Genomic DNA, 14127 nt, shown 5'->3' on the forward strand with positions numbered 1-14127 from the left:
GACCGAGCACCGACCCACGATCGGTGACGCTGTCCGTCGTCGCGCCGGCCGTCGGCTGCCGGTCGACGGCCAGCGCCCAGCCGCCGACGCGCAGGACGTGTTCGGCCGGGTCGTCGCCGGGGGCGGGGTCGACCCGTACGGCGCGCACCTCGACCGAGCCGCGCAGTGCCGAACCGACGGTGATCCAAGGGCCCAGCGTGTAGCGGGAGTTGGGGCCGCCGAACGGATCCCAGGTCGCGTCCTGGGGCCAGTGCGCGCGGGAGCGCGAGACGGCCGTGGCGCCGTCCAGCGAGACCCGGGTCGCCGGACGCCGGTGGGAGGCGCGTCCCGCCCCGTCCAGCAGGACGACGGCGTTGTCGAGCGGGTCGGCGCCCGCGCAGGCTCCGACGCCGGCGGTGGGATCGCCCGGGGTCTCGGGCGCGGTGTGCGTCGAGTAGGCGAAGCGCGCATAGCAGGGATCGTCCGTGTGCGGGCGGGCCGGGTCGGTATGGTCCCCGCCGTGGTTGACGACGCGGACGACACCGTCGGCGGCGGTTCCGGAGACGAGCCAGCCGGGCCCGGCCAACACCCGGGTGAAGTCGGCCTGTTCGACGGCGAGGGGAGTCTCCTCCGCGGTCCACACCGGGTGGGCGGGCGGCAGTGCGAGACCGATGAAGCCCTTGCTCGCCCAGTACGGCGAGGCGGGCCCGGAGTACACCTGGAGGATGCCGCGGTAGGGCCGGTGCCAGCCCAGCGTGAGCAGGCCCGCTCCGTCGGTGGCCCCGTGGTCCGTGAAGTGGTCGAGCATCCGGTTCGCGATCGCCCTGGTCTCCCCCGGGGCGAGCGGCGTGGCGTCGAACAGGGCGCCGGTCCACAGCGGGGCGAGCGCGGCGTGCCGGTAGGTGAGCGAGCGGCCCTGGACGAGGGGCGAGCCGTTGGCGCCGACCAGCAGCCGCTGGTCCTCCAGGAAGCGGTGGAGCCGGGCCCGGTAGCGGTCGAGCAGGCCACTGGGTGCGGCGGCGCCGAGGATGCGGCAGAACCACAACGGGTAGAGGTGCATGGCCCAGCCGTTGTAGTGGTCGAAGTTGCGCCGCTCGCCGCCGGTGAGCCCGTCGGAGTACCAGCCGTCGCCCGCGTACCAGCCGTCGGTGAGCGCGATGACGCGGTCGAGGTCCTGCTGGCGCCAGTCTCCGCCGACGGTGCGGGCGAACGCCTCGGTGACGCCCTGGAACCAGATCCAGTTGTTGCCGGGCATCGGGTCGCCGACCATCGGGGCGAGCCAGTCGAGAACCCGCTGCCTGACCTCGTCGTCGAGGCGGTCCCAGATCCAGGGCCGGGTCTCGTGCAGCGCGAGCGCGATGGACGCCGCCTCGACCTTGGCCTGGTTGCACTCGGCGAAGGTCGGCCAGCGTCCCGGGTTCTTCGGGTCGGTACCCGCGGCCAGGCCGGCCGCGTACCAGCCGGCGAGGTCGTGCGGGTCCACCCCCGCCGCCCCTGCCAGCCGGAAGCCTGCCAACAGGAACGTACGGGCGAACCCTTCGAGGCCGTCGCTGAGCGCGCCACTCGAACTCGGCAGGCCGGGCAGCCGGATCAGGGCGTGGTCGTCGGTGGCGTACGGCCGCACGGAGAGCAGCAGTTGATCAGCGGTCCGCTCCCAGTGGGCGCGGTCTTCGGCGGGGGTACGGTTCATGAGTTCCGGGTCTCCCATGCCTGTTCGAACTCGCGGCGGATCTGGTCGCCCGCCTCCTCGCGCCAGTTCTTCATCGCGTCGTCCCAGTCGCTGAGCTGGAGGCGCCCCTGCATGATGCCTTTGCGGGTGTCGTCCAGGAGGGTGCCGAACAGCTTGGACTTCTTGGAGTCGGTGGGCGAGTACAGCGGCTCGGCGGGGTTGGGAATCAGCACCTTGACGGCTTCCTTCTGGAAGGCGTACTGCTTCGGCACGATGTCCGGCTTGGCCGGGTAGTACAGCGTGAACGGCGCGTCCGTCGCGAAGATGGTCGGCAGCGTGGCCTCGGCCTGGCCCTGCGGGGTGAGTACCGGGTCGGTGCCCTGAAGGGTGTGATCGGGGCCCTGGACGCCGTACTTGCGCTGCAGGTAGGCGTCGGTCCCGAAGGGGGCGGCGAGCGCGTTCATCGCGCGCAGGATCTGCTGGATACGGGACTTGGGCGCCTTCTTGATGATGAGCGTGGCGTAGTTGGCCGCGCCCTGCCACTGACCGCCTTCGCCGCCGTCGAAGCCCGGCGCCATCAGGTAGCCGAGGTCGAAGCCCTCCGTGGCCGCGGCGTAGTTGGTGTAGTAGTCGTTCCACGCGGCGGGGCCATCGGGGTTGAGGACGGTCTGTCCGCTGCCGAACCACTCCTTCACCTTGCCCAGCACGCTGTAGGTGTCCGGGTGCATCACGCCGGCCTTGGTGAGCCGGCTGACCGCGTCCAGGGACTGCTTGGCCTCCTCGGTCTCGTAGTACCAGGTGAACTTGCCGTTCTCCTCACGCCACTTGTTGGGGGCCTTCAGCATCTTCATCACGAACTCCCATGCGGTGACGCTGTCGCCCAGGGCGTACTGGTTGGCCTTCGCGTCCGTGACGTCCTTGCAGAGCTGGACGAACTCGTCCCAGCTCTGCGGATTCGGGTCGAGTCCCCGCTTGTTGATCAGGTCGAGCCGGGTGTACATGGGGCCGCCGGAGAGCGGGCGGGGCATGGGCAGCGCGTAGATACCGCCGTTGCGCACGCAGGGCGCCCAGGAGGTGGTGGGGATGTTGGCCAGGAACGGGTAGTCCCGGATGTTGTCGCCGGACAGATGCGGGGTGAGGTCCTCGAAGAGGGTGTCCAGCATGTCCGGCGTGGCCGCCGAGTTCTGATCCGGCGGCAGCATCAGCATCGCGTCGGGCAGATCGCCGCCCGCGATCGTCACGGCGAACTTGGCTGGGTAGTCGCCGACCGGCGTGATCGCGAAGTCGAGGTCGCAGCCCACGCTGTCGTTCAGGTTCTGCCACAGGACGTTGCGTCCCTCCGGCGGCGGCACCGGGTTGAAGATCAGCGTCATGATGTCGATGCCGGGCCCCTTGGCGGGTGGGCCGTCGGGGAAGGCCCTGACGGGGTTGGCCGGGTAGTTCAGATAGCCGTTGGCGACACCGTCCGCGGTGGCCGGCATCGATGTCGGCACGCCGTTGTAGGGGAGGTAAGTGGGCAACTGGGCCTGGGCGTTGGCGTCCCCCGTGGTGGCGAGGCGGTAGTCCCCGCAGCCGGCCAGGGTCAGGCCCGCCGTGACACCGATGGCGGAGGCGAGGAAACCGCGACGGCTCAGTGCCGGGCGTGGCAGTGGCTGCTGTGGCTCTGTCGGGGTGTTCATCGGGTCGTTCATCCCTTCACCGCCCTGACCATCACGCCCTTGTTCATGTGCCGCTGGAGGAAGGGGTAGATGATCACGATGGGCACGATCGACAGCACCAGGATCGCCGCCTGCAGCGACTGGGCCGGGGGCAGCGGCGCGCCGGCCGCGACATCCACCTGACCGCCGCTGAGCGCCGCGTTGTTGACGACGTACGTCCGCAGCACGAGCTGCATGGGCCACTTCGACGCGTCGTTGATGTACAGCAGGGCGTTGAAGAACGCGTTCCAGTACGTCACCGCGTAGAACAGGCCGATGACCGCGACGGAGGCCTTGGAGAGCGGGAGCACGACCCTCGTGAGGATGTTCACCTCGGACGCGCCGTCGATGCGGGCCGCGTCGATGAGCTCCTGGGGCACGCTCATGAAGAAGGAACGCAGCACGATCACGTTGAACGCGTTGATCATGGTGGGCAGGATCAATGACCAGTAACTGTTGATCAGACCGAGCTGCTTGACCATCAGATAGCTGGGGATGACACCCGGCACGAACAGCATGGACATCAGCAGCAGGAGCAGCACGGGCTTGTGCCCGAAGGACCCGGGCCTGCTGAGGCCGTAGGCCAGCATGATGGACGAGACCAGGCTGAGGGTGGTGCCGACGACGGTGACCCCGACGCTGACGAGCATGGCCTTGGAGACTATTCCGCCGTTGAGCAGTGCCTGGTACGCGCTGAAGGTGGGGTGGTCGGGCCACAGGACGTAGCCGCCCGCCTGGGTGACCTCGACGGAGTCGGCGAGCGAGGTCGAGACGATCGCCACGAACGGCAGCACGACCAGGACCACGCAGACCAGCAGGATCAGCGACTTGACGGAGCGCCAGGGCAGCGAGCCCGGAGTCTCCCCGGGGATGGCGCTGTAGCCGCGGCACTGTCCGCGGTGAGGTCCAAGGCTCGGTCGACGGCGCGGTCCACGGCGCCCTGGACGGGTCGGCGAGAGTGTGGTCATGACCGGTAGACACCTTCCTCACCGAAGAGGTGGGCGATCTTGTTGGCGCCCAGCACGAGCACCACACCGACCATGCCCTTGACGAGTCCGACGGCGGCGCTGACGCCCCAGTCCCCGGCGATCAGGCCGTGGTTGTAGACGTAGGTGTCCAGCACCTCGCTGTTGTCCAGGCCGACGCCGGTCTGCTGGAGCAGGATCTGCTCGAAGCCGACGGACAGCGCGTCCCCGAGCCGGAGGATCAGCAGCAGGATCACCAGGCCGCGCAGCGCCGGCAGGGTCACGTGCCAGGTCTGCCGCAGGCGGCTGGCGCCGTCCATCGCGGCGGCCTCGTAGAGGTTGTTGTCGACGCGGGAGAGGGCGGCGAGGAAGAGGATCGTGCCCCAGCCGGTGTCCTTCCAGATGACCTGGGAGGTCAGCAGCGACTTGAACAGCTCGGGGTTGCCGATGATGTTCCAGGTGCCCATGTCGTGGGCCTGGAGGAACAGGTTGACCATGCCGCTGCCGCCCAGCAGTTGCTGGAACAGGGAGACGACGACCACCCAGGACAGGAAGTGCGGCAGGTAAAGGACGTTCTGCACCCACTTCTTGACGCGTTCGCTGACCAGGCTGTTGAGGGCGAGTGCGAGGAGGATCGGTGCGGGGAAGACGAACACGACCTGGATCAGGGTGAGTTCGAGGGTGTTGACCAGAGCGTGCAGGAACTGTTCGTCACCGTTGAAGATGACGTCGAAGTTGTCGAGCCCGCTCCACGGGCTGTGCAGGATGCCGATGTAGGGCTGGTAGTCCTGGAACGCGATGACGTTGCCGAGCAGTGGGATGTACTGGAAGAGCAGCAGCACCACGAGGCCCGGTATCAGGAACCAGAAGAGGGCCATGTCCCGGCGCCGGCGCTGACGCGGTGGCCGCGCACGGCTCCTGTCCGGCGGCCCGTCCTCGCCGGCCGGACGGGCGGCCGATTGTTCAAGCGTTGTCATGACACAAAGCCCTTTCACCGTTGGTCGGGCGTTGTCCGGCCACCCCCGGGAACCGGCAGGAGCATGTAAATCCAATCGATTGGCTAACGTCAATGCTTTGGACAGGTAAATCCTCGCGGCGTCTTTCCTGTGCGGTCGGGCCCTGCGACGACTGGGAGTAAGCGCTTGCGCAAACCGGCGAGCCGCCACCCGGAAATCCCGCGCTCGTCCGGTTGCGTGCGGCTCGCTCAGGCCAGGCGTGCGAGCGCCTGGCCCGGGCTCGTCCGGTTGTATGCGGCTCGCTCAAGCCAGGCGTGCGAGCGCCTGACGGGTGACCTCGCCGAGCAGCGGCTCGCCCGTCACCCACCTCTCGGCCTCAGCCACCGCGTACTGTCCGAGCCTTCGCACCTCGCGCCCCTGCGCACCGGCGATGTGCGGCGTGACCAACACGTTGGGCATGGACAGGAGGGGGTGGCCGGACGGCAGGGGTTCGGGGTCGGTCACGTCGAGATACGCCTCAAGCCGGCCGGCCGCGCACTCGCGGGTCAGGGCCTCCGTGTCGACGATGGCGCCCCGAGCCGTGTTGATGAGCGCACCACCGTCAGGGATGAGCCCCAGCATCCCGGCGTCCAGCAGCCCGGTCGTCTCCGGCAGGAGCGGCGCGTGGACACTCACCACCGCCGACCGACGGCACAGTTCGGCGAGTTCCACCCGCTCCGCACCCATGAGACGCGCTTCCTCGTCCGTCACGTACGGGTCGCTCAGCAGCAGCCGGTGGCCCGCGTCGGACCGGCGCAGGCCGGCCAGCACCCCGCGACCGATGCGCGAGGCGCCGACGATGCCCACCGTGCTGGCGTCGGCTCCGGAACGGCTGCCGAACACCGGCCAGCCGTCGCCGTAACCGGCCGCCATGGACAGGGTGCGCCGCACGGCCAGCGTGATGAGGGCCAGCGTGTAGGACACGACAGGGCCGGCGTTGGCATCGGCCGCCGACGATACGACGATGCCGCGTTCCCACACCGCTTCGCTCACCAGCGACTTGACGCTGCCCGCGGCGTGCAGCACGGCACGCAGACGGGGTGCGCGCGCCAGGACGTCGGCCGTGAGGCGGGGGCAGCCCCAGCCGCTGATCAGGATCTCCGCCTCGGCGAACGCGCCGGGGAACGTGCCCGGCGGAGCCGGAGGCACCTGGTCGGGAGCGAGCTCCACGAGCGCGGAGAGCCGTCGGCGCAGCTCTTCGGGGAGCACCTGCTCGACTACGGCGGGGTCCATGACGCACACGGCCTTGAACCGGTCGGGACGGTTGAGGCGGTCGGGCTGGTTGAGGCGGTCGGGCTGGTCGGGCCGAGAAGGTCGGTCGGGGCGCCCGGGACGGTTGACTTGGGCACGGGGGCGGTCTGTCATGCGGTGTGGTCCTCTTTCGGTCCGTGCGGAGGGGCCCGGGCCCGGGACCGGCGGCAGCCGGTCCGGGCAGGCCGAAGGCACAGCAAGTGGTGACTGGGCGCCGCCCCCGCCCACGTGTCGAGTCGCATCGTGTCGTGTCGAGTTGCGCCGAATCGAATCGAATCGAATGGTGACGAATCGTGCCGTCAGGCTCGCGGCAGGGGTGGAGTCACCATCTGAAAGGGTCGCAGGGCCGGTACGACACCACCTTCCACCTCTCTGGGCGGCTCGGCGTCCGCGAGCGGGCGCTCCAGCGGATCCGTCAGCACGGCCCGTCCGGCGGCGAACCCGTCGGCGCCTGCCCGCACACAGGCGCGTCCGCCGTGCGCCTCGTAGACGCGCACCACCAAGGTCGCCGTTGCGATCGTGGGCCGGCTTGACCGCGCTCACCACCACGGCGTCGTGCGAGCGGTCGCACGGGTGCCCTCTGAACCTATGAACCGGTGCCAGAGTTTGTCAATATGCTTGATTAACCCTGGAGTGGGGCGCTACGAGTCCCCTCAACCACGTCGCTCGGACAGGTGCACAGGCTCGGACAGGAGTCCGCCACCCCGAGGCCCCCGAAACCACCCGCGACGGGACGTGGCACCTGGCCGACCGGTGCCAGACTCATTGACTTACACCACTCGATGGATTTACATGACGGCGCAGCCGCGCAGCCAGTCGCGCACAGCCTCCCCCCACCCCCGATCAACATGGCCGGTGCATCCGGGCATCACCTGACCTGGCACGGCAGGGTCGCTTCGACACCTTCATCGACAACGTCCGGTCCGGACCTCCGACGGCGGAGTTGCTCCCCGGCAACTCAGAAGTACGTGGTCCGGTTTCTGTTATCCCAACGGTGTCGAGCGCCCCTCCTTCGGACAAGACCGAGTTCCAGCAGGGCACATCGCTGCCCTGACGTTCCGAGGGTGCGGAATTCGGGCGTCTCGGGCGAGTACTTGCTCGCAGCTCGCGACCCCGCCTGTCGCTCATCCCCACCACGAGGTGAAACATGCATCGAAAAGTCCGACGCGTCTCCGTGTGGCTTCCTGGCGTTGCCGCGCTCGTCGCCGGCGCTCTGCTCGTCTTTCCAAGCACCAAGGGCCATGCGGATGTCACTGCGGGTGCCGATGCCGAGGTGGTCGCCTCAGCCGGTGCCGAAACGCCGTTCGTGACGGTCGAAGCCGAAGCCGGAACGCTCGGCGGCGGCGCCCGAGTTCGTTCGATCGAGCCGGGGGACACCGCGCCGACTGCGGCGAGTCTGGAGACCGAGGCCTCCAACTACGGGCTTGTCGAACTGAGCGACACCGGTGACTCGGTGACGATTCCGAACTCCACGGGTGAGAACGCCAATACCCTCGTGGTCCGCGCCTCGATTCCCGACGCGGCGACCGGCGGGGGCATCACCGCGTCGCTGAACCTGTACGTGGACGACGAGTTCCGCCAGGCGATCACCCTGAGTTCCGAGCAGGCGTGGAACTACCGCGACGCGACCACGAACCCGGACGACCCCAACGCCGGCGGGGCGGCCTACCGCTTCTACAACGAGTTCCCGCTCTGGATATCGGGTGACCCCATCGCCGCGGGGAGTTCCATCACGCTCAAGAAGGACGCTGCCAACACAGCCGCCGTCTACGACATCGACTCCGTCGATCTGGAGAACGTCGGGGCCGCGCGGACCCAGCCGGCCGATTCACTCTCCGTCGTCAGCTATGGCGCGGATCCGGACTTCGGGCAGGATTCGACGGTCGCCATCCAGAACACGGTGAACGCCGCCCGGGAACAGGGCAAGTCCGTGTGGATCCCGCAGGGCAAGTACCTGACGAACAGTCTGGTGTCCAAGGCGCTGGACTTCACCGGCGTGACGGTGCAGGGCGCCGGTATGTGGTACACGACCATCTATCGGAAGGTTCCCCTGCCGGCCACCTCATGGCGTTCGCAGATCCTGGTGGGCTCGGGCACCACACTGACCGACCTTCAGATCGACGCCAACGCCATCTGGCGTGGAGTCGGTGGCACCGGCGGTTCGGACTACGGGATCCTCGCCAGCGGTGCCGGCGGCTGGCAGGTGGACCGGATCTGGACGCGGCACGTCGACGCCAACTGGCTGTCTGGCAGCAACGGCACCATCCGGAACAGCCGGACCGCGGACACCTACGGTGACGGGTTCAACATCAACAACAGCAACACACCGAACCCGGACAAGCTCGGCCTCAACATCACGGTCCAGAACAACTTCGCCCGGGGCACCGGCGACGATTCCTATGCGGTGTACTCCGACGCCGGCGCCGCCGGCACCAACGGCCAGGTGAGCGGTGCGAAGGTCCTGAACAACACCGCGGTCGCGCCCTGGTGGGCCAACGGCCTCCGGATCGCCGGCGGGCAGGACGTCGAGATGAAGAACAACCTGGTGATCAGCGTGTCGTCGAACAGCGCCCTGGACATCGGCGTGTTCGGCGACACGGGGCATCCCCTGGAGTCCGCCACGGTCAGCGGAAACGTCCTGCTCGGCGGCGGCGGCTGGAACGGCACCCGGCACGGTGTGCGGATCAGCTCTCCCTCCAGCACCTCGCTGTTTCCGACCGCCTACACGACCGTCACCCTGAGCGACAACGTGCTGCGCGGAGCCCTCCGTGCGGGCCTGTACATCGACCGGACCCGCGTCAACGCGACGCTGACGAACAACACGATCGACGGTCCGGCGACCCAGGGAATCTGGGTCACGACCGGAGTCACCGGCACCGGGACCTTCACGGGCAACGAGGTGCAGAACCTGCGCCCGGGTCAGGTCGCCACCCGGAACGACTCACCGGACACGTTCGAGATCACCGACTGAATACCCGACCTGGCACCCAGGTCGGCACCCTCCACCCGGCCACGGGCCCGGCGGAGGGTGCCGACGAGTCCCACACGGAACAGCCGGAGTTCCTCGGTCCGGCCCTCGGGGCACGAGGCGCGGAGCACGGGCGCCTGCGTGAAAAGGGGAGGACCGGGGTGTCAGTCCGCGGACGTCACGGTGAGCTGGATACCCGGTGAATCCCCGGCTGTCCCGGGCGACTTGAGGTCCTGATTCCCCCGGACGAACCCGGCGAGGGCGAAGGCGGCGGCGGAGAGCAGGGCCGTCCCGATGAGGACGCCGTGCAGTCCGCCGGTGAAGGCCTCCTGGACGACGGCGCGCAGTCCCGCGGACATCCCGTCGACCGACTGCGGGGTCATCTCACCGCCGGAGGTGAGCTGTTCGGCGGTGCGCTCGCCGAGCCGGTCGGAGAGTTCGCCCGTCATCCGCCCGAGGTGTACGGCGCCGCGCGCGGCGACACCGAGTGAGCCGCCGATCGTGCGCACCGGGGTGACCGTTCCGGTGGCGGCACCCATGTCGCGCGGGGGCGCCGTGTTCATCGTGGTGAGCAGCGTGCTCTGCATCAGGATGCCGACGCCGATACCGAGCACCACGTCGAGCGGCGCGGCAAGGACTACCTCGCCGCGCCGCTCGCCGGACGCGGCACCCGGACCGGGCTCAGCCCTCGGTGAGGGAGATGTCCTGCTGCTGCCTCGCGTGGAAGGCCGGCAGCGGCAGGCCGCCCGCACTGGGGCGCAGTTCCATCAGGGTGGCCTCGACATGGGCGGCGCCCGGGGTGAGGGTGCCGGGTGTGCGCTTCTCCGAGTTGGTCCAGGCGTGCACCGCGCCGTCGCAGACCGCCGAGGTGCCGCCGATGCCGTGGCGTACCCGGGGGTCGCCCTGCGAGACCGAGGAGGACACGAACACGGGGCCGGTGCTGCTCAGACAGCGGTAGGTGCCCGAGAGGCTGACTGTTCCGTCGGCCGCGACGTGACCGGTCGGGTCCACGGTCACCTGGTCGTACGGACCTGACCGGGCGACAGCGGATGGGGCGACGGACAGGAGCAGCACGACGGCGGCAGCCGCGCCGAGGGCCTGGCGCACGGACATGGGAGTACCTCCTGGAACGGAACGGGACCCTGACAAGGGCTCCACAGGTATCGGTCCAAGGCCCCGAGGGCGGCGTCCGGCACCCGGAGGGCGGTGATCATCACCCCTTTGGTGGCGAGTTGGCACCGTCCGTCATGGGGACGTCCAAATGTTGTCCGCGTGTTGTCACGCTTCACGACCGGCTGTTCCGATGAGTTCGCCGCGCGAGCATGGTCTATGTATGCGAGGACGGCGACGCCGCCGTCGGCACTCATCGCATACGACGTGGAGGTGCGCCATGTGTTCCCACCAGTCTTCGTCCCCGTCCGTGGACGGCAACGCCCCGCACATCGTGGCGGCCCACCCCGAGCAGGGCTGGAACCTGCTGTGCGACGGCGCGATCGTCTTCGACGACAGCGGCGAACTGCACCCCGACGGCAGCGTGATCGCTCCGCGCCGGGCGTTCGTCGAGCAGCTGGCCGTCGCCGCCTGAGTCCCACCGGCACCTACGCGGATCCGAGCGCGGAACAACACCGCGAGTCCGTCGAACCGGACCAGGTCCACGGGCGGGCGATCCCAAGTGATCTTCGCGGACTAGAGTGATCAACGTGTCAGAGCAACACGCCCCCCGGTCCCTCATCGTCACGTTCTACGGCGCGTACGGCCGTTTCATGCCCGGCCCCGTGCCGGTGTCCGAGCTGATCAGACTCCTCGCAGCGGTGGGCGTCGACGCTCCCTCCGTACGGTCGTCGGTCTCCCGGCTCAAGCGTCGCGGCCTGCTGGAACCGGTGCGTACGGCGGCGGGCGCGGCCGGGTACGCGCTGTCGCAGGACGCGCGGCAACTGCTCGACGACGGCGACCGGCGGGTGTACGCGGCGGTTCCTCCCACGGACGACGGCTGGGTGCTCGCCGTCTTCTCCGTTCCCGAGTCCGAGCGGCAGAAGCGGCATGTGCTGCGCTCACGGCTCGCCGGCCTGGGTTTCGGAACGGCCGCCCCAGGGGTGTGGCTCGCCCCGGCACGGCTCTACGAAGAGGCGCGGCACACGCTGGAGCGGCTGCGGCTCGACCCGTACGTGGAGCTGTTCCGCGGAGAGCATCTGGGCTTCGCCGCGACGGCGGAGGCGGTGGCCCGCTGGTGGGACCTGGCCTCGATCGCCAAGCAGCACGAGCAGTTCCTCGACGAGCACGCGCATGTCCTGCACGCGTGGGAGCGGCGCGCGGACACCCCTCCTCAGGAGGCGTACCGCGACTATCTGCTCGCCCTGGACTCCTGGCGGCACCTCCCCTACGTCGACCCGGGACTGCCCGCCGCGCTGCTCCCCCAGGACTGGCCGGGCGCCCGCTCCGGCGCCGTCTTCCGGGCACTGCACGAGCGGCTGCGGGACGCGGGCGCGGCCTTCGCCGACGTACCCGAGAGCGCCTAGTTCAGTTTCAGTTGCAACATCAGTCGCTACGGGAACACTCAGCCTCCTCCGTCTGGGCGCGCTCGACGACTACGCCGACGTCCGCCGCACCGGCGCGTCCTCCTGATCGACCCGGCGGACGGCTCGACCCTGACGGCGGGCATGGTCAAGCTCCCCGAACAAAGGACCTCGTAGGACCGTGTAGGAGCATCGCCGCAGCCCCTGAGTACCTGGCGCGAGCCGGGTCGCTCGGGGGCTTTCGTGCGTCCGGGCCTGTCGAGGGCGAGCGCGCGGCGCTACCTTGTCAACCTATGCCCCCCCTGTCGCTTCCGTCACGAGCGCGCGATAGAAGCACGGCAGATCCGTCACTGAGTCACGGATCCTCGATGACCCCGTAACGGCGGGAGCACCACGCGGGAGGCCGGCCGTTCGCCTGGGTACACAGCCTCCATGCCGGGCCGAAAGTCCCGGGATACGCCCGCCAGGAGCCTCTGTCCGGTCGAGTCGTACCATTTCTAAAGTTGAAAGCAGGACGACCTGCTCAATGAACGGACCCCTTTTGCCCGACAGCCCCGCCCCCGCCTCATGGCGCATCGCACTGCCGCACACCGCCGCGGCCGTGCCGGTCGCCCGTGCGCTGGTACGCACGGCGCTGGCCGACCTGGAGCACGCGGCCGACAGCGACACCGCCGAGCTGCTCACCGCGGAGCTGGTCGCCAATGCCGTGGAGCACACCGCGGGGGACGGTCCCATAGAGCTGGTCGTCGAACTTCTGCCGACCGGCTGCCAGGTCGAGGTACACGATCCGGACCCCGCGCCGCCCGGCGATCTCACGGTCCCCGACCCGGCCCGCGAGCCCGACCCCTGGCAGGAGCACGGGCGCGGGCTCCTGCTGATCCGCACCCTCAGCTCGTCCTGCGGCCACCGCCCGGCCGGCTCCGGCAAGGCGGTCTGGTTCAGGCTGCCCGTCGTACCGCCGCAGCGGCGACGACCGGTGTAACGCCCGGCAGCGGGCCGCGGTCCGGTCAGGCGAGTGTCGCGACCAGGACCGCCTTGATCGTGTGCAGCCGGTTCTCGGCCTCGTCGAAGACGACCGAGTGCGCCGACTCGAACACCTCGTCGGTGACCTCCAGCGAGTCCAGGCCATGGCTCTCGTGGATCTCCCGCCCGACCTTCGTGCCCAGGTCGTGGAAGGCCGGGAGGCAGTGCAGGAACTTCACGTCCGGGTTGCCGGTGGCGCGCAGGACGTCCATCGTCACGGCGTACGGGGACAGCGCGGCGATCCGCTCGTCCCACACCCCCTTCGGCTCGCCCATGGAGACCCAGATGTCGGTCGCGACGAAGTCGGCGCCCTGGACTCCCCCGGTGACGTCCTCGGTGAGCGTGATGCTGCCGCCGGCGCTCTCGGCGAGCTTGCGGGCCCGGGCGACGATCTCGTCGGCGGGCCAGTACGCCTGGGGGGCGACGACACGGACGTCCATGCCGAGGAGCGCGCCGGTGATCAGATACGAGTTGCCCATGTTGAATCGGGCGTCACCGAGGTAGGCGAAGGCCATCTCACCGAGGGGCTTGTCGCTGTGCTCCGTCATCGTGAGCACGTCGGCGAGCATCTGGGTGGGGTGCCAGTCGTCGGTCAGGCCGTTGTAGACGGGCACACCGGCGTACGCGGCCAGCTCCTCGACGGCGGCCTGGCTGTCACCCCGATACTCGATCCCGTCGAACATCCGCCCGAGCACTCGCGCCGTGTCCTTCACGGACTCCTTGTGACCGATCTGCGAACCGGACGGGTCGAGGTACGTCGTCGAGGCGCCCTGGTCCGCCGCCGCGACCTCGAACGCGCAGCGCGTACGCGTCGAGGTCTTCTCGAAGATCAGCGCGATGTTCCTGCCCCGCAGGCGCTGGGTCTCGGTCCCGGCCTTCTTGGCCGCCTTCAGCTCGGCGGCAAGCTCGACCAGCCCGCGGAACTCCTCTGCCGTGAAATCCAGCTCCTTGAGGAAGTGGCGGCCGGCGAGGGCGGTCGGGACTGTCGCCATGAGAGCGCTCCAGGATGACGGGGGCAAGGGAGAGAATGACCCTGGAATTCTATACGATGATTGGCATTTCTATAC

13 protein-coding genes are annotated in these 14127 nt (G+C 69.3%); 4 read left to right on the forward strand and 9 right to left on the reverse strand.

The annotated features are described in order from the left end of the window. The 6 genes from ACFVKT_RS26160 to ACFVKT_RS26185 form a co-directional block, all read right to left on the reverse strand. Window positions 1–1669, reverse strand: a 1669-nt coding sequence (locus ACFVKT_RS26160) for a DUF2264 domain-containing protein (RefSeq protein ID WP_385735503.1), incomplete at its 3' end; no start/stop codon positions are given. Beyond that, on the reverse strand, window positions 1666–3327 hold the full coding sequence (locus ACFVKT_RS26165) for an ABC transporter substrate-binding protein (protein WP_385735505.1): 1662 nt from the start codon (window positions 3325–3327) through the stop codon (window positions 1666–1668). The genes ACFVKT_RS26160 and ACFVKT_RS26165, both read right to left, overlap by 4 nt. An 8-nt stretch (window positions 3328–3335) precedes the next feature. Further along, window positions 3336–4313: a carbohydrate ABC transporter permease gene (locus ACFVKT_RS26170; protein ID WP_385735507.1), complete on the reverse strand. Its 978-nt coding sequence runs from the start codon at window positions 4311–4313 to the stop codon at window positions 3336–3338. After that, complete coding sequence (locus ACFVKT_RS26175; protein ID WP_385735509.1) at window positions 4310–5287, reverse strand: ABC transporter permease; 978 nt, start codon at window positions 5285–5287, stop codon at window positions 4310–4312. The genes ACFVKT_RS26170 and ACFVKT_RS26175 overlap by 4 nt, the downstream gene beginning before the upstream one ends. A gap of 282 nt (window positions 5288–5569) precedes the next feature. Further along, a complete protein-coding gene (locus tag ACFVKT_RS26180) occupies window positions 5570–6538 on the reverse strand; it encodes a hydroxyacid dehydrogenase (RefSeq protein ID WP_385735706.1) in 969 nt (322 codons plus the stop codon). Window positions 6539–6855: 317 nt separating this feature from the next. Then, the gene (locus tag ACFVKT_RS26185) at window positions 6856–7056 is read right to left on the reverse strand and encodes a hypothetical protein (protein WP_385735511.1); all 201 of its coding nucleotides are present in this window, start codon (window positions 7054–7056) and stop codon (window positions 6856–6858) included. A 647-nt stretch (window positions 7057–7703) separates the two neighbouring features. On the opposite strand from ACFVKT_RS26185, the gene ACFVKT_RS26190 reads away from it, so the two are divergent. After that, window positions 7704–9527 (forward strand): right-handed parallel beta-helix repeat-containing protein, encoded by a 1824-nt coding sequence (locus tag ACFVKT_RS26190; RefSeq protein ID WP_385735512.1) that lies wholly within the window; start codon window positions 7704–7706, stop codon window positions 9525–9527. 161 nt (window positions 9528–9688) lie between these two features. Here ACFVKT_RS26190 and ACFVKT_RS26195 read toward each other — a convergent pair whose 3' ends face one another. After that, complete coding sequence (locus ACFVKT_RS26195) at window positions 9689–10141, reverse strand: hypothetical protein (RefSeq protein ID WP_385735513.1); 453 nt, start codon at window positions 10139–10141, stop codon at window positions 9689–9691. Window positions 10142–10205: 64 nt separating this feature from the next. Then, on the reverse strand, window positions 10206–10637 hold the full coding sequence (locus ACFVKT_RS26200; RefSeq protein ID WP_385735515.1) for a DUF6299 family protein: 432 nt from the start codon (window positions 10635–10637) through the stop codon (window positions 10206–10208). Window positions 10638–10914: 277 nt separating this feature from the next. Between ACFVKT_RS26200 and ACFVKT_RS26205 the strand changes: the two genes are divergently transcribed. From ACFVKT_RS26205 to ACFVKT_RS26215, 3 genes are all read left to right on the forward strand, one after another. After that, window positions 10915–11109: a DUF5999 family protein gene (locus tag ACFVKT_RS26205; RefSeq protein WP_385735517.1), complete on the forward strand. Its 195-nt coding sequence runs from the start codon at window positions 10915–10917 to the stop codon at window positions 11107–11109. Between the two features lie 106 nt (window positions 11110–11215). Then, entirely contained in the window at window positions 11216–12040 is an 825-nt protein-coding gene (locus ACFVKT_RS26210) for a PaaX family transcriptional regulator C-terminal domain-containing protein (protein ID WP_385735519.1), read from the forward strand. A gap of 523 nt (window positions 12041–12563) precedes the next feature. Further along, window positions 12564–13019, forward strand: a complete 456-nt coding sequence (locus ACFVKT_RS26215; protein ID WP_385735521.1) for an ATP-binding protein — start codon at window positions 12564–12566, stop codon at window positions 13017–13019. A 25-nt stretch (window positions 13020–13044) separates the two neighbouring features. On the opposite strand, the gene argF is transcribed toward ACFVKT_RS26215, so the two are convergent. After that, a complete protein-coding gene (gene argF / locus ACFVKT_RS26220; protein WP_385735522.1) occupies window positions 13045–14052 on the reverse strand; it encodes an ornithine carbamoyltransferase in 1008 nt (335 codons plus the stop codon). Between the last annotated feature and the right edge of the window lie 75 nt (window positions 14053–14127).

It is taken from the genome of Streptomyces sp. NPDC127595 (genome assembly GCF_042671685.1).
Classification (GTDB): Bacteria; Actinomycetota; Actinomycetes; order Streptomycetales; family Streptomycetaceae; genus Streptomyces.